Below are 15,188 nucleotides of genomic sequence, written 5' to 3' on the forward strand. Positions count from 1 at the left end.
GGCGCGGCGTTCCTCGCGGTGACCGGGGGCGAGGCGATGTATGCCGATCTCGGGCATTTCGGCGCCCCGGCGATCCGCTTCGCGTGGTTCGGCCTCGTGCTGCCGGCACTGATGCTCAATTATTTCGGCCAGGGGGCGCTGCTGCTCGCCGACCCCGGCGCCCTGGAGAATCCGTTCTTCCACCTGTGCCCCGACTGGGGCCACCTGCCGCTCGTCGGCCTCGCCACGATGGCCACGATCATCGCCTCCCAGGCGATCATCTCGGGCGTCTTCTCGCTGACCCAGCAAGCGGTGCAGCTCGGCTTCCTCCCGGCGATGCGCATCGTGCAGACGGCGCGCGAGGAGCGCGGCCAGATCTACGTGCCGATGGTGAACTGGCTGCTCGCCGTCGCGACCCTGGCGGCGGTCGTCATGCTCGGCTCCTCCGACGCGCTGGCGGGCGCCTACGGCATCGCGGTGTCGATGCTCATGGGTATCACCACGCTGCTGGCCGCGCTGATCGCGCTGCGCTGGGGCTACAACCCGATCCTGGTCTGCGCGGTCAACGGCTTCTTCCTCGCCATCGACGCCGTCTTCCTCGCCGCCAACAGCGTGAAGCTCTTCGAAGGCGGCTGGTTTCCCCTCGTCCTCGCCGGGCTCGTCGCACTGATGATGCTGACGTGGAAGAAGGGCAACGAGCTGGTGGAGGAGGCCCGGGTCGCCCTGAGGCTCCCAGAGGATGTGTTCCTCTCCGGCCTTCAGCACCGCGACCTGCTGCGCCTGCCGGGAACGGCGGCCTTCCTGTCAGCGGCCGAGCACGGCATCCCGTTGCACCTCTCGCGTTTCGTCGCGCGCAACCACGCGCTGATGGAGCGCATCCTCATCATCACGGCGCTCTACGAGGAGACGCCGAGCGTGCCGAAGGAGGGGCGCGCCCACGTGACGATCCTGGCCCCGGACTTCTACCGGGTGATCCTCCGCTACGGCTTCATGGAGGAGGCCTCGATCCCCGAGGGACTCGCCTGCGCGGTCGAATCGCGCCACCTGCCGCCGCACGTGCTCGACGACATGACGGTGTTCGTCGGGCACGAGACGGTCATCTCGCGGAAGGACAAGCGCGGCCTGGCGCCGTGGCGGGAGAACCTCTTCGCCTTCATGCAGCGTAACGCCGAGCGCACCGGCGCCTTCTTCGGCGTGCCGACCCGGCAGGTCGTCGAGGTCGGCACCGAGATCGAGATCTAGTCACCACCCGAGATCATCCAGCCGCGAGCCAAGTCGTCGGCTCAGCCCGTCACCGGCGCGACCGCGTCGTGGCGAGAGAAGGCGCGAAGGGTCTCGTCAGCGCCGATGGATAGAGGGCCTGTCGTCTGCGGCATGACAGGCATCCGCAGAGCGCAGGACTCGGAAGATGTTGCCGGTGAGGTCACGACGACCACACGAAAACTTGAGGCGCTGCCGCCTAGCCTCACGGAACCGTCGCGTTTCGGCCTCGTTGCGACCCGACGCAGGCGCTGCGCCCCAGCAGCGACCGGATCGGAGGGACGAGATGAACAGAGATCATTTGGAGGGCGGCCTTCGCCATCTGCGCGGTCGCGCCAAGACCGCGGCCGGCGCCCTTCGCGGCCGCCCCGGTGACCAATTCGACGGCGCTTACGATCAGGCGGCCGGCGCAGCGCAATATGCCTACGGCGAGGCGCGCGACGCGGTCCGCGACTTGCGCGACGGCGGTGAGCACCTCGTGGAGGAGGTTCGCGCCCGGTTCCGACAGGCGAGCGACCGAAGCCAGGCTTTGGCCAACGAAGCCCTCGAGCGCGGCCAGCACTATCGTGAGCAGGCCGTCCGCCGCAGCCGCCACCTCGCGGCACGCGCCGCGGAGAACCGCGGAACGACGCTCGCCCTCGTGGCCGCCGTCGCCTTCGGTCTGGGCTGGCTGGCACGGCCGACGCGCTGACGGGGCGCGGTCTTTTCCTCAGGCGAGCGACCGGCGATCCGGCCGCCCGCCGACCGGAACGCATAAAGACATGTTTATGTCTTGATTGCTTCGTGGCCGGCGAAGTGGTACAGGCTCGCGCCGAACCCCAACGCGAACACGGAGCGGTCGACACATGGCCAAGGATTACATCGTCAAGGACATCGGGCTGGCCGATTATGGCCGCAAGGAGATCTCGATCGCCGAGACGGAGATGCCGGGCCTGATGGCGGTCCGCGAGGAGTACGGCGCGGCGCAGCCCCTCAAGGGCGCCAAGATAGCCGGCTCGCTCCACATGACGATCCAGACCGCCGTGCTGATCGAGACCCTCAAGTCGCTCGGCGCCGATATCCGCTGGGTCTCCTGCAACATCTACTCGACCCAGGATCACGCCGCCGCCGCCATCGCTGCCGCCGGCATCCCGGTCTTCGCCGTGAAGGGCGAGACCCTGGAGGAGTACTGGGACTACACCTCGCGCCTGTTCGATTGGCATGACGGCGGCATGCCGAACATGATCCTCGACGATGGCGGCGACGCGACCATGTTCGTCCATCTCGGCCTGCGCGCCGAGAACGGCGATACCGCCTTCCTCGACAAGCCCGGAAGCGAGGAGGAGGAGGTCTTCTTCGCGCTCCTGAAGCGGAAGCTCGCCGAGAAGCCGAAGGGCTGGTTCGCGGGCCTCGCCGACAGCATCAAGGGCGTCTCCGAGGAGACCACCACGGGCGTCCACCGCCTCTACGTGCTGGCCAAGGAGGGCAAGCTGCTCTTCCCGGCGATCAACGTGAACGACTCGGTCACGAAGTCGAAGTTCGACAACCTCTACGGCTGCAAGGAGTCGCTGGTCGACGGTATCCGCCGCGGCACCGACGTCATGATGGCCGGCAAGGTCGCCATGGTCGCGGGCTTCGGTGACGTGGGCAAGGGCTCGGCCGCATCGCTGCGCAACGCCGGCTGCCGCGTCCTCGTGTCGGAGATCGACCCGATCTGCGCGCTCCAGGCCGCCATGGAGGGCTACGAGGTCGTGACCATGGAGGATGCCGCCCCGCGCGCCGACATCTTCGTCACGGCCACCGGCAACAAGGACATCATCACCATCGAGCACATGCGGGCGATGAAGGACCGGGCCATCGTCTGCAACATCGGCCACTTCGACAACGAGATTCAGGTCGTCGGCCTGAAGAACCTCAAGTGGTCGAACATCAAGCCGCAGGTGGACGAGATCACCTTCGCGGACGGCCACCGCATCATCCTCCTGTCGGAGGGTCGCCTGGTGAACCTCGGCAACGCGACGGGTCACCCGTCCTTCGTGATGTCGGCCTCGTTCACCAACCAGACGCTGGCCCAGATCGAGCTCTGGTCCAACCCGGGCAAGTACCAGAAGCAGGTCTACACCCTGCCCAAGACCCTCGACGAGAAGGTCGCGGCCTTGCACCTGGAGAAGATCGGCGTGAAGCTCTCGAAGCTCCGGCCCGATCAGGCGGCCTATATCGGCGTGTCCGAGGCCGGTCCGTTCAAGCCCGAGCACTACCGCTACTGAGCGGCGTCGGCCCCGGATCGGAGGGCCGCGCGAGCGGCCGCCGGTCCGAGCTGGGGCCTGCAACCCACAGGCGATGAGAGGCCCGGCGCGCTGCGCCGGGCCTCTTCCTTTGTCAAGCCGTTCGGACGCCGCCGAACTGTGTCTTCTGTGTGTCGTTAACGGGCGATTGTGTGCCGTCGGCTTAAAGCCACGCTTCGTTCCCCTTCCGGCGCGATTCCGGCACACGTTAGAGTGCGGGCGAATCTTTGATCGATATGACCGCGGCGGTTCGGAAGAGCGCCGCGGGGACGAAGCGTTCGGCGCCGCGTAAAGACGCGCGCAGACCGCTTCGTCGTCGACGTACGGGGGCAGGGCAAGCCATGGGTGTCGGTCGTGCGACACACGTTCGGATCGGCGTCGGCGTGCTCACCCTGACCCTGGCGAGCGCGGCACTGGCCGAGCTGCCCCAGGCGACGGCTGCCCACCCCGCGCGGGAGATCCACAGCGTTGCGGCCTTCGCCATCTTCGGCGGTCTGGTCGTCTTCGCGGTGATCCTCTCGCTCCTCCACCTCTACGAGCGCGGGCGCTGGACCCGCCGCGAGCGCGAGCTCGCCGCAGCCCTCGACGTCCTGCGCGGCGCCCATGACCGCGCCGAGATGCTGCTCAACGCCGAGCGTCAGATCATCGTGACCTGGGATCGGCGCAGCGAGCCCGTCGTGGAGGGCGACGTCAGCCTCGCGATCCACGGCGAGCGACCGACATCCGGCTACGCGCGCCGCGTGCTGGCCTTCGGGACCTGGCTCGTCACCGCGGACGCCACGGCCGTCGAGGCCGCTGTCGATGCCCTGCGGGCGCGCGGCACGAGCTTCGCCCTGAGCCTCACCTCCCAGACCGGCCGCAACATCGAGGCCCACGGGCAGGCCGTGGCCGGGCGCGCCCTGCTGCGGCTGCGCGAGACCAGCCAGGAGCGCTGCGAGATCGCCGACCTGCGCGCCACCCTGGACGAGACCCGCCGAGGACTCTCGGCCCTGTCGGGGCTCCTCGACGCAATCCCGCAGCCGGTCTGGCGGCGCACGCGCGAGGGCGGCCTGAGCTGGGTCAACGCCGCCTACGTGGCTGCCGTGGAGGCCGACAGCCGCGAGGCCGCCCTGGCTTCCGGCCTGGAACTGTTCGACCGCCCCGCCCGCGAGACCATCGCCCGCGAGGAGGCGGCCCGCTCCGCCGGTCTGACCCGGAGCGTTCCGCGGCTCTCGGCGATCGTGGCCGGCAGCCGGCGCATGCTCGACGTGTTCGAGACCGGCCTGGACAGCGGCAAGGTCGGCATCGCGATCGATGTATCGGAACTTGAGAGCGTCCGGGCCGACCTCCAGCGGCAGATGAACGCCAACGTCCGCACCCTCGACCAGCTGCCGACCGCTGTGGCGATGTTCGACGTCTCGCAGCGGCTGATCTTCCACAACGCCGCCTATCGCCAGCTCTGGGACCTCGATCAGGCGTTCCTCGACGGCCGGCCCTCGGACGGCGAGATCCTCGATCACCTGCGGGCCGAGCGGAAGCTCGAGGAACATGCGGATTTCCGCGGCTGGAAGCACGGTGTTCTGGCCGCCTATCGCGCCGCCGAGGCCAATCAATCCTGGTGGTACCTTCCCGACGGACGGACGCTGCGCGTCGTCGCGGATCCGAACCCGCAGGGCGGCCTGACCTACCTGTTCGATGACGTCTCGGACCATCTGAACGCCGAATCCCGCTACAACGCCCTGCGCCGGCTCCAGGCCGAGACCCTCGACACCCTGGCCGAACCCGTCGCGGTCTTCGGAGCCGACGGTCGGCTGACCCTCGCCAATCGCGCCTTCTGCACCGTGTGGCGGCTCGATCCCGCCCTGGTCGAGGAACGGCCGCACGTGGATGTCGTCATCGCCGCCTGCCGGGCGCTGGCGCCGGCCGAGGAACCCTGGATCGATATCAGCGAGGCCGTCGTCGGCCTCGAGTCCCGCACCGCGCGGTCATGCCGGCTGGAGGTGGTGGACGGCACCGTGCTCGACTGCGCGGCGCAGCCGCTGCCCGAGGGCGCGACGCTCCTCACCCTGATCGACGTCACCGCCAGCGTGAACGTCGAGCGGGCGCTCACCGAGAAGAACGAGGCGCTGGAGAAGGCCGCGCAGCTGCGCGACACCTTCGTCCATCACGTCTCCTACGAGCTGCGCTCCCCGCTCACCAACATCATCGGCTTCACCCAACTCCTCGGCGACGAAACGGTGGGAGCACTCAACGAGCGGCAGCGCGAATATTCCGACCACATCATGCGCTCGTCGGCGGCGCTCCTGGTCATCATCAACGACATCCTCGATCTCGCCTCGATCGATGCCGGCTCGCTGGAGCTGCAGCGCGAGGAGGTCGATGTCCAGGCCACGATCGAGGCCGCAGTCCGCGGCATCGAGGACCGCCTGGCCGAGTCGAACATCACCCTGGCGCTCGACGTGCCGGAGGATATCGGCAGCGTCCACGCCGACGGGAAGCGGGTCCGCCAGATCCTGTTCAACCTGCTGTCCAATGCGGTCGGCTTCTCGGATGCCGGGCAGCGCGTCGAGGTCCAGGCCCGCCGGACCGTGCATGAGCTTCTCCTGAGCGTGCGCGATCACGGCCGCGGCATGCCGCCGGAGATCGCCGATTCGGTGTTCAACCGCTTCGAGAGCCACACCCTCGGGACGCGCCACCGGGGCGTCGGCCTCGGCCTGTCGATCGTGCGCTCCTTCGTCGAGCTGCATGGCGGCCGGGTTCATCTGGAAACGGAGCCGGGCAGCGGCACCTGCGTGACCTGCACCTTCCCGATCCACCACGCGGAGCGGACCCTCCCGCAGCCGAGCCCCGAACCCCGCCCGCCGGCATCCTCGACCGTATCGGCACCGCGCAAGCCCGGCGTGGCGCGGCACTGAGCGGGCTGGCGGTGCCGCGCGACCGTATCGGGGTCGCGGTGCTTGCACAGCACTGCGATCGTGAACGGTCCGCCGACCCCCGGGCTTGATTCTCGGACCGGTGCCACGCAGCAGGGGTCCATGTCCGCACATGATCGTTCCGGCTGGGCCGTCTTCGGCATCGGCGACTTCCGCCTGTTCGGCTCGGCCCGCTTTCTCACGGGCCTGGCGTATCAGATGCAGGCCGTGGCGATCGGCTGGTTTGTCTACGACCTGACCCATTCCGCCCTGGCGCTCGGCCTCGTGGGCCTCGCCGGCTTCCTGCCCGCGGTGCTCTGCGCGCTGATCACCGGTCATGTGGCGGATACCTACGACCGCCGCCTGGTCGGCGCCGCGGCCTTCGCGGTGCAGAGTGCGGCGAGCTTCGGCCTGCTCGCCTTCGCCCTGGCGGGCCCCCACGCCGTCTGGCCAATTTACGCGCTGGTCATCGCGGTCGGCACCGCCCGGGCCTTCGCCAACCCGGCCCTTCAGGCGCTGCTGCCGACCCTGGTGCCCGGGCCGCAATTCAGCTCGGCCATCGCGTGGAACGCCTCGCTCTGGCAGAGCGCCTCCGTGATGGGGCCGGCGCTCGGCGGCTTCCTGTACGCCCTGGGGCCGGCCGTGGTCTTCGGCGGGGCCGGGGCGAGCTTCGCCCTCGCGAGCCTCCTGACGGCCCTGATCCGCTACCGACCTGCGCCGGTGAGCGAGCGGCCGCCCATCACCTGGGCGGCGCTGTCGGCCGGGATCGACTACATCCGCTCGCAGCCGGTGGTGCTCGGCGCCATCAGCCTCGATCTGTTCACCGTCCTTCTGGGCGGCGCCACGGCCCTGCTGCCGATCTATGCCGGGGAGGTTCTGCATGTCGGCCCCCTCGGCCTCGGAGCGTTGCGGAGCATGCCGGCCTTCGGCGCCGTCGCCATGGCGGTCCTGCTCGCGAACCGGCCCCTGCGGCGGCATGCTGGCCTGCGCATGCTCCGGGCGGCCGTGGTGTTCGGCGCCGCCACAATCGTCTTCGGCCTCTCCACCTCCTTGCCGCTGTCGATGGCCTGCCTGTTCGTCACCGGCGCCGCCGACATGATCTCGGTCTACGTCCGCCAGACCTTCGTGCAGGGCGAGACGCCCGACGCCATGCGAGGCCGGGTCTCGGCGGTGAACACGGTGTTCATCGGGGCGTCCAACGAACTCGGCGAGTTCGAATCCGGACTCCTCGCCGCGGGGATCGGCGCGGTCCCGGCGGTCGTGGTCGGCGGCGCGGCGACGATCGGCGTGGCCCTGCTCTGGGGCCGGCTGTTCCCCGCCCTGAGGGCGCGCGATCGGCTGATGGTGCAGGGGTAAGAGCGCTCTTCACGCGGCGCGCCCATCCGGCGCGCAGGACGGATGATGCGGCGTCGCTCGGCTCCGTGGGAGGCGGAGATCGAGCCCCCTGAGCCTGCACGGGGCGGGCTCGGAATGGCTCGACGGGACCGTCCGACCCTTGCCCGTATCCCGCGGTGCGGGAGCGCGGCCGCGGCCTCGAAGGAAGCCTCCAGGGATCGCGCCGCCGGCTGGGAGGCCCCGCTGAGGCCCGCCGACTCGGGCGCCCCAGGTGGAGGATGCCGTCATCCATCCCCGCGACCGCAGCCGCGGACGATGGAGCTCCGCATGCCGATTCGACGCGGCGGACGCGCGGCACCCGTACCGCGCGACGCCCCGAGGCGGGCGCCGCAGCGGGATCATCCAACGGCGCCTTCGCGACGATCGGCCGGAGCCAGACGGGCGGGACGGACGCCCGGCGCCGCGACCGTCAGCGCCCCGCCAGAAGCGGCGACCACGTCGGGTCCGACGCGTAGGCGGGCGTCGGAACCGGCTGCTCCACCTTGCCGGTGATGTCGACCATGAAGAGCTTGCCGCCGCCCTGGCCGCCCGGATCGCGGAAGAACAGCACGTACTGGCCGTTCGGCGCGAAGGTCGGGCCCTCGTTGTGGAAGCCCTCGGTGAGGACGCGCTCGCCGGTCCCGTCGGGCTTCGACACGCAGATGGCGAAGCCGCCGTTGCGCTGGCGCGTATAGGCGATCAGGTCGCCGCGGGGTGAGAAGGCCGGCTGCGAGGCCGAGCCGCCGCCAAAGGTGATGCGGTGCGGGTTCGAGCCGTCCGCGCCCATCACGTAGACCTGCTGCGAGCCGCCGCGATCCGATTCGAAAGCGATCTGCGATCCGTCCGGCGAGTAGGTCGGCGAGGTGTCGATCGCCATCCCGTTGGTGATGGAGCGCTGCGCCTTCGAGGCGATGTCCATCGTCACGATGTCGGCGTTGCCGCCCTGCTGCACGCTCATCACGAGCTTGCGCCCGTCCGGCGAGAAGCGCGGGCTCGCACTCATCGAATCGACGTTGCCGAGCGCCTGGCGCGAGCCGGTCTCCAGATTGATGACCTGCACCCGCGGCTGGTGGCCGGAGGCCTGTGCCATGAAGGCGATGTCCTGCGTGGCCGGCGAGTAGCGCGGCGCCACGATCGACATCTCGCCGCTGGTGATCGCCCGGACGTTGGCGCCGTCCTGATCCATGACCATCAGGCGCTTGCGGCGGTTCTCCTTCGGGCCGGTCTCGTCCACGAAGGCGATGCGGCTGTCGAACCAGGGGCCGAGGCCGGTGATCTTGGTATAGACGGCGTCGGAGATCAGGTGGCCGGTGCGCCGGGCATTGGCGGCGTCGGTGCCGTATTGCTGGCCGGTCATCTGCTGGCCGGAGGTCACGTCCCAGAGCCGGAACTCCACCTTAAGCCGCCCGCTGTCGCGGACGACGCGGCCGGTGACGAGACCCTGGACGCCGGTGGCGCGCCACTTCTCGAAATTCGGGGCCGCGTCGAAGTTCGGCTGCTCCGGAAAGCGGCCGTGGTCGAGGGGCGTGAAGTAGCCGGAGCGGCGCAGGTTGTTGGTGACCACGCCGGCGACGAGACCGCCGAGGCTCGGATCGCCGCCGAAATCCGCGATGGCGATCGGCATCGGCTGGAAGTTGCCGCCGCCGATGCGCAGCTGCAGCTGCGCCTGGGCCGGCACGGTCAGGAAGGCCGTGAGGAGGGCGAACAGCGCGACGAGGCGCGCCGACAGGGACGTCGGGCGGCGCCCGACGGAGGAGACGTTCTGCATAGTTCAGATCCGAGTGACGATCAGACGGGTCGGCGGCCGAGGGCGGAGAGGCTGAGGGCAGTGCCTCAGGTCGCCGTGAACTCGAACTCCGCGTTGATGGCCTTCCAGTCGTTGTAATACGGCGCGTAGGTGGCCGGTATGTTGTACGGCGCACAGCGGCGGACCGCCCGGAGCGCGGCCTGCGCGATCGATTGGTCCACCGTGCTCGACCCGCCGCGCATGATCCGCGGCTCCGTGCTGAGCGAACCGTTCGGGTTCAGGCGGATGTCCAGCACCGGCAGGACCACGCCCTGCGCCGCTCCGGGAGGTGCCGAGTAGCAGCGCTCGATCTGCTGCTGGAGCAGCCCCACGAGGGCGTCACGCAGCGACGGCGACAGACGCTGCGCGTTGCCGGTCACGGCACCCAGCGCCGCCACCTTCTGAACCGCGTGGCCAGTAGCGCCGGTGGATTGCGAGGGCGCCTTCGAGGCCAGCATCGAGCGGATATCGCCGGCATTGAACTTGTCGGCGAGTTCCGCCTGCTTGCGCGCCTTCGCTTCGCCGTCGGCCTTCGCCTTCGCGTCTGCCACCGCCTTGGCCTTCGCCTTCGCGGCGGCCTCGGCCTTCGCGGCCGCGTCGGCCTTGGCGGCGGCGTCGGCCTTGGCAGCGGCCTCGGCTTTGGCCTTCGCGGCAGCCTCGGCCTTCGCCTCGGCGATTTCCTTCTGCCGCTCGGCTTCCGCCTCAGCCTTGGCCTTCGCATCGGCGGCCTTCTTGGCCGCTTCCTTGGCCGCTTCCTTGGCGGCCTCGGCCTTGGCCTTCGCGGCAGCCTTCTGGGCGGCCTCGGCCTCGGCTTCCTGCTTCTCGATCAGCTTCTCAAGTTGCTCGCGCTTCTCGGCCTCGGCCTTGGCGGCGGTCGCTTCGGCCTTCGCCTTCGCTTCGGCCTTGGCCGCCTTCTCGGCCGCAGCCTTGTCGGCAGCCGCCTTGGCGGCTTTCTCCGCGGCCTTCTCTGCAGCTTTCTCAGCCGCCTTCTCTGCAGCTTTCTCAGCCGCCTTCTCTGCAGCTTTCTCCGCCGCCTTCTCGGCGTCGCGCTTCTCCTGCGCCGCCTTGGCGGCTTTGGCCGTCTCCAACGGATCCGGCTCGCTGCGCAGAGGCATCTCCTCCGCGTTGGCGAGCTTCATCTCGGCCGTCCGGGTGGGCGCGGTGGGCGCGTCGGTCTTGGCGTTCTCGGGTTCGCGATCCTCGACCTTCTCGGCCTGACGGTCGGCCCGCGGCTGCGCGTTCGGCATCGGCTTGTCGGCCTGCCGCTCGCCCTTCGTTATCTCGGAGAACTGGTTCTCGGTGATCACCTCCACGGGCACGCCTTCCTGCGCCTCGGGCAGCGCCGGCGCCGCGACGCTGAACAGCGCCAGCGCGAGAAGCGTGACGTGGGTTCCGGCGGAGATCCAGACACCCGGTTCCTTGCGGTCGAAGCGGAACTCCACAGGGGGACCCTTACTGATGCTCGGGCTCGGTGACGAGCGCCACCTTCTTGAAGCCGCCGCCGGTCACGATCGCCATCACCTGCGCCACGCGACCGTAATCGACCCGCTTGTCCCCACGCACGAAGACGCGCTCCTCGGTTCCGGTCTTGGCGGTCTCGGTCAGCTTGGGGATGATCATCTCGTCGGTGAGTTCGTCTTCGCCCAGGAAGACCTGCCCGGTCTGGCGGATCGACAGGGTGACCGGCTTCACGTCGGAATTGAGGGGCGAAGCCTTCGATTGCGGCAGGTCGAGGGGGACGCCCACCGTCATCATCGGGGCCGCCACCATGAAGATGATCAGGAGCACCAGCACGACGTCGATGAACGGCGTCATGTTGATCTCGTTGATCGGACCGCCGCGACGGCTCCGGCGCCGATGGCGCTTGCCGCCCTGCGATGCGCCCGCTGCCATACCCATGGATCGGTCTCCTCTGGATCAGACTCAGGCGGCGAGCGGAAGGCGCTCGTCGATCTGGCGGGAGAGGATGGCCGAGAACTCGTCGGCGAAGCCCTCCAGCCGCGACTGCGCCTTGGTCACCTCGGCCTGGAGCTTGTTGTAGGCGAGCACCGCCGGGATGGCGGCGAACAGGCCGATGGCGGTGGCGAACAGGGCCTCGGCGATGCCCGGGGCGACGACGGCGAGCGAGGTGTTCTTGGAGGCCGCGATCGACGTGAAGGCGGTCATGATGCCCCAGACGGTGCCGAACAGGCCGATATACGGACCGGCCGAGCCGATCGAGGCGAGGAACAGGAGGCGCGATTCCAGCCGCTCGACTTCGCGGTGGATGGTGACGTCGAGCTGCTTCTCGATGCGCTGCGACAGCGACTGGATCTGCCGGCCCGAGCCCTCGAAGGAGCGCTTCCACTCCCGCATGGCGGCGACGAACACCGCGGCGAGGCCGGTCGCCGGCCGATCATTGAACGAGCGGAACAGTTCCTCCAGGGAACGGCCCGACCAGAACGCGTCCTCGAACGCGTCCATCTCGGCCTTGGTCCGGCGGAACAGCAGCGTCTTGTCGACGATGATCGACCAGCACCAGATCGAGGCGCTGAGCAGCCCGACCATGACGATCTTGACGACGAAGTGGGCCTGCAGGAACAGGCCGAGCAGCGTCATGTCGGCGACAGGCGCGGCCTGCATCGCGTCGGCTGGGTTCATCCGTCGAGATCTCCTGCTCCGGATCGCGATGCGCCGGGCGGGGCCCGCGTCCGCCGGATCCGTGAGCGATATCAACGCTGTCGCCCGCGAATCTGTCGAAAGTAAGGGCCGCCGGCAGCCCCCACGCCCGCCGCTCCATGGACACCGTTAGGGCCGCGGCAGGGTTAAGGATCGGTTTCGATCCGGGCGATCCTGAGGCATTCGGCGCTCCGGACGTCCCAACCGGGCTGGACCTGCCGAAACCGCGACCCTTATGGTCGGGACTGCGGCGTCGAGTCGCGAACCTCACGTGACCTGTACAGGACGCGCATGCCACTTCCCGTTCCCAGTCTTCAGGAACTCCTCCCCACCGGTCCGGCCCGGTACCTCGGCTGGTCCGTGATCGCCGACCCGGCACTTGCCGGCGCCCTGGCCCGGGCGGGCTTCGACGCCGTACTGCTGGACCAGCAGCATGGCGGCTACGACTACCGGTCCTGCTGTGCGGCGATCACCGAGGTCGCGCTGGCCGGCAAGGCCGCCCTGGTGCGGGTGCCGGTCGGCGACGTCGCCATGGTCTCGCGGATGCTGGATGCGGGCGCGGCCGGGATCGTGGCGCCCATGATCAACACCGTCGCGCAAGCGCAGGCGCTTGCCGACGCCGCGAAATTCCCCCCCGTGGGACAGCGAAGCTGGGGCCCGGATCGCGCCATGCTGCTGTCCGGCCTTCGGGACGGGTCGGAATACCTCGTGGCCGGAAACTCCCGGGCGCTGACCATTGCCATGTGCGAGACCGCGGAATCGATCGCCGCGCTGGAGCAGATTCTGGCGGTGCCGGGGATCGACGGGGTGCTGGTCGGGCCAGCCGACTTGTCGATCGCCTTGTCGAAGGGCACGGCCATCGACCCGCTCGGCTCGGCCGTCACGGCGGCGCTCGGCGAGATTGTCCGCAAGACCCTGGCGGCAGGCAAGCTGCCCTGCGCGTTCGCGCCGTCTCCGGCGCGGGCCCGGGAGATGGTGGCAATGGGCTTCCAGCTCGTGTCGATCGAATACGATGCGATGACGATCGCCCACGCCTTCGCCAAGCTCCTGCGCGAGGTTGACCCGTCGCGGGCGGGCTGAGCGCTTACCCGGCTTCCGTCGGAGCCAGGCGCCGCCTCAGGGCGTCCGGCAGGCGCACCGCGCGGCCGTCCCGCACGCAGGCGACCGTGACCTCGGCGGCGACCAGGCACGCGTCGCCGCGGCGAACCTCCTGGGACAGCTGCATCGACGCGCCCCGCAGGACGCGCGTCCGGGTGACGATCGTGAGCAGGTCATCCATCAGGGCCGGACGCAGGAAATCGAGGCTCATCCGGCGCACGACGAAGACGAGACCGCGCGCCGCGCGGTGCAGCTCCGACTGGTCGCCGGCGAGATCGCGGAGAAGTTCGGTGCGGCCGCGTTCCAGGAACCGCAGATAGCTCGCGTGGTAGACGAAGCCTGAGAAGTCGGTGTCCTCGTAATAGACGCGCACGCTCAAGCGATGGCCGAATCCGCCATCCGCTGGTATCGCGATCCCCGGCTCGGTCATGCTCATGGGCCTCCATAGCATCGTCGCGACAGATGGCTGTCGTCTTTACACGACGACGCGCGGGCCGGGCCGCAGTGTCAGGATCCCGATGGTCCCGGGCGAACGCCCCCTGGGATCCATGACGGTCCGCGCAAAACGAAGAGGGCCGCCCCCGGGGGGACGGCCCTCTCGCGCGTGTCAGCGGATGTCGAGATCAGCCGCCGATGCGGGCCGCCAAGCTCGCCGAGTGGGCGTGCTCGTCGGCGATGTAAGGCAGGGCCTCGGTGGCGAACTTGCGGCCCGTCGCGTTGTCGCCGGACTTCGCGTAGCTGTCGTAGAGTGCCAGGGTGCGGGCATCGGAGCGCGCCTGCTGGTCTACGTAGGTGCGGTCGAAGGCGCGGCCGTTGGGAGCGGACTGGAGCTGGGCCAAACGCGCCTGACCGCGCTCGCCGAGGGCCACGCGACGGCCGGGCTCGGCCGGGCTGTTGTCGACGATGCCCACCGCGCCGAGGGCGCCGCCGACGATGGTGGTGCCGATGTTCGCGGCGACCGTCACCGGGGCAAGGACGAGACCGATCGGGTTGCTGAGGTCGGTGCGGATGCCCTGGTTATCCGAGACCACCGAGCCGTTGCGCGACAGGGAGGTGTTCGGCGGCAGCAGTGCCTCGGTGGTCGCCTTGCGCTCGACCAGGACCCGGTTGGCATAATTGCGCACCTTCGGGTTGCGCGACCGCTGAAGGGCGATGCGGCTCGCCTCGATGCTGGCCGCGTCCGAGCGCAGCGCCTCGGCGCGGAAGGCCGGGGTCTGGGTCGCGGCCGCACCGACATCGTCCTGGTTCGCGAAGGGCAGGATCCGGATCGGCAGCGCGTCCTGCGCGAAGGCCGGGGCCGAGATCGCAGCAGCGGTGAGGCCGAGGACGGCCAGCGTGATTCTCTTCATGGCAGTGATGTTTCCTGACGTTGTTCTTGATGGCTCAAAGACCAGCCGCAGACCGAGGGGCAGGACCTCGAAGGCGGAAGCCTCGCCAGCGCCAACACAGACTTGGCGCGGTCGCCTCCACAACGGACCGTTTTTCCCGCTGTTCCATTGACCGAGCCGATTTTTCATCGCCGGAAGCTTTGCCGCCTCCGGCCAAAGCTTGACTGTATTGTCCGGCGGTCGATGGCGAAAACCGCTCCCGCTACAGCACCTTACGATTGATGCGGCGCACAAGAACCCGGCTGCGGGTCGGACGGCCCGCGCCCGCGGGCCATGACGCAGGCGGAAGGCTGGCCTGAGGTTCGCGCATGTGGGCGCGTCGCGCGGTTCAATCCGGCGAACCGTCGAAGAAGCCGGATTGCCCGTTCGTCTCACGCCGGGGCTGCGCGATTCCGAGGTGCTGGTAGGCGTGTCGGGTGAGGATGCGGCCCCGGGGGGTGCGCTGCACGAAGCCGCGCTGGATCAGGTAGGGCTCGATGATGTCCTCGAT

Annotated in this window: 13 protein-coding genes; 6 read left to right on the forward strand and 7 right to left on the reverse strand. The window is 69.4% G+C overall.

Features of this window, described 5'->3' with window-relative positions; translation table 11 throughout:
- The 5 genes from MFF58_RS30120 to MFF58_RS30140 all read left to right on the forward strand — a co-directional run.
- Nucleotides 1-1,221: KUP/HAK/KT family potassium transporter (locus MFF58_RS30120; protein WP_238293790.1), on the forward strand; the 1,221-nt coding region annotated here is incomplete at its 5' end.
- A gap of 304 nt (nt 1,222-1,525) precedes the next feature.
- On the forward strand, nt 1,526-1,930 hold the full coding sequence (locus MFF58_RS30125) for a CsbD family protein (protein WP_238293792.1): 405 nt from the start codon (nt 1,526-1,528) through the stop codon (nt 1,928-1,930).
- Nucleotides 1,931-2,084: 154 nt separating this feature from the next.
- On the forward strand, nt 2,085-3,485 hold the full coding sequence (ahcY, locus tag MFF58_RS30130; protein WP_238293794.1) for an adenosylhomocysteinase: 1,401 nt from the start codon (nt 2,085-2,087) through the stop codon (nt 3,483-3,485).
- A gap of 359 nt (nt 3,486-3,844) precedes the next feature.
- A complete protein-coding gene (locus MFF58_RS30135) occupies nt 3,845-6,397 on the forward strand; it encodes a sensor histidine kinase (protein ID WP_238293796.1) in 2,553 nt (850 codons plus the stop codon).
- A 120-nt stretch (nt 6,398-6,517) separates the two neighbouring features.
- The gene (locus MFF58_RS30140) at nt 6,518-7,750 is read left to right on the forward strand and encodes an MFS transporter (protein ID WP_238293797.1); all 1,233 of its coding nucleotides are present in this window, start codon (nt 6,518-6,520) and stop codon (nt 7,748-7,750) included.
- A gap of 448 nt (nt 7,751-8,198) precedes the next feature.
- Here MFF58_RS30140 and tolB read toward each other — a convergent pair whose 3' ends face one another.
- From tolB to tolQ, 4 genes are all read right to left on the reverse strand, one after another.
- Nucleotides 8,199-9,536 (reverse strand): Tol-Pal system beta propeller repeat protein TolB, encoded by a 1,338-nt coding sequence (gene tolB / locus MFF58_RS30145; RefSeq protein WP_238293799.1) that lies wholly within the window; start codon nt 9,534-9,536, stop codon nt 8,199-8,201.
- 65 nt (nt 9,537-9,601) lie between these two features.
- The gene (gene tolA, locus MFF58_RS30150; RefSeq protein ID WP_238293801.1) at nt 9,602-10,996 is read right to left on the reverse strand and encodes a cell envelope integrity protein TolA; all 1,395 of its coding nucleotides are present in this window, start codon (nt 10,994-10,996) and stop codon (nt 9,602-9,604) included.
- Between the two features lie 10 nt (nt 10,997-11,006).
- Nucleotides 11,007-11,453, reverse strand: a complete 447-nt coding sequence (locus MFF58_RS30155) for an ExbD/TolR family protein (protein WP_238293804.1) — start codon at nt 11,451-11,453, stop codon at nt 11,007-11,009.
- A 24-nt stretch (nt 11,454-11,477) separates the two neighbouring features.
- Nucleotides 11,478-12,194 (reverse strand): protein TolQ, encoded by a 717-nt coding sequence (tolQ, locus tag MFF58_RS30160; protein WP_192708643.1) that lies wholly within the window; start codon nt 12,192-12,194, stop codon nt 11,478-11,480.
- Nucleotides 12,195-12,503: 309 nt separating this feature from the next.
- Between tolQ and MFF58_RS30165 the strand changes: the two genes are divergently transcribed.
- The gene (locus MFF58_RS30165; RefSeq protein ID WP_238293805.1) at nt 12,504-13,292 is read left to right on the forward strand and encodes an HpcH/HpaI aldolase family protein; all 789 of its coding nucleotides are present in this window, start codon (nt 12,504-12,506) and stop codon (nt 13,290-13,292) included.
- 4 nt (nt 13,293-13,296) lie between these two features.
- Here the strand turns inward: MFF58_RS30165 and ybgC are convergent, their stop codons facing one another.
- The 3 genes from ybgC to MFF58_RS30180 form a co-directional block, all read right to left on the reverse strand.
- Nucleotides 13,297-13,746, reverse strand: a complete 450-nt coding sequence (gene ybgC / locus MFF58_RS30170) for a tol-pal system-associated acyl-CoA thioesterase (RefSeq protein WP_238293807.1) — start codon at nt 13,744-13,746, stop codon at nt 13,297-13,299.
- A gap of 187 nt (nt 13,747-13,933) precedes the next feature.
- The gene (locus tag MFF58_RS30175) at nt 13,934-14,659 is read right to left on the reverse strand and encodes a DUF4142 domain-containing protein (protein WP_238293809.1); all 726 of its coding nucleotides are present in this window, start codon (nt 14,657-14,659) and stop codon (nt 13,934-13,936) included.
- 367 nt (nt 14,660-15,026) lie between these two features.
- On the reverse strand, nt 15,027-15,188 hold a 162-nt coding region (locus MFF58_RS30180), incomplete at its 5' end, for a Holliday junction DNA helicase RuvB C-terminal domain-containing protein (RefSeq protein WP_283206488.1).

Origin of the sequence: Methylobacterium longum (genome assembly GCF_022179385.1) — a bacterium.
GTDB classification, from domain to species: Bacteria; Pseudomonadota; Alphaproteobacteria; order Rhizobiales; family Beijerinckiaceae; genus Methylobacterium; species Methylobacterium longum.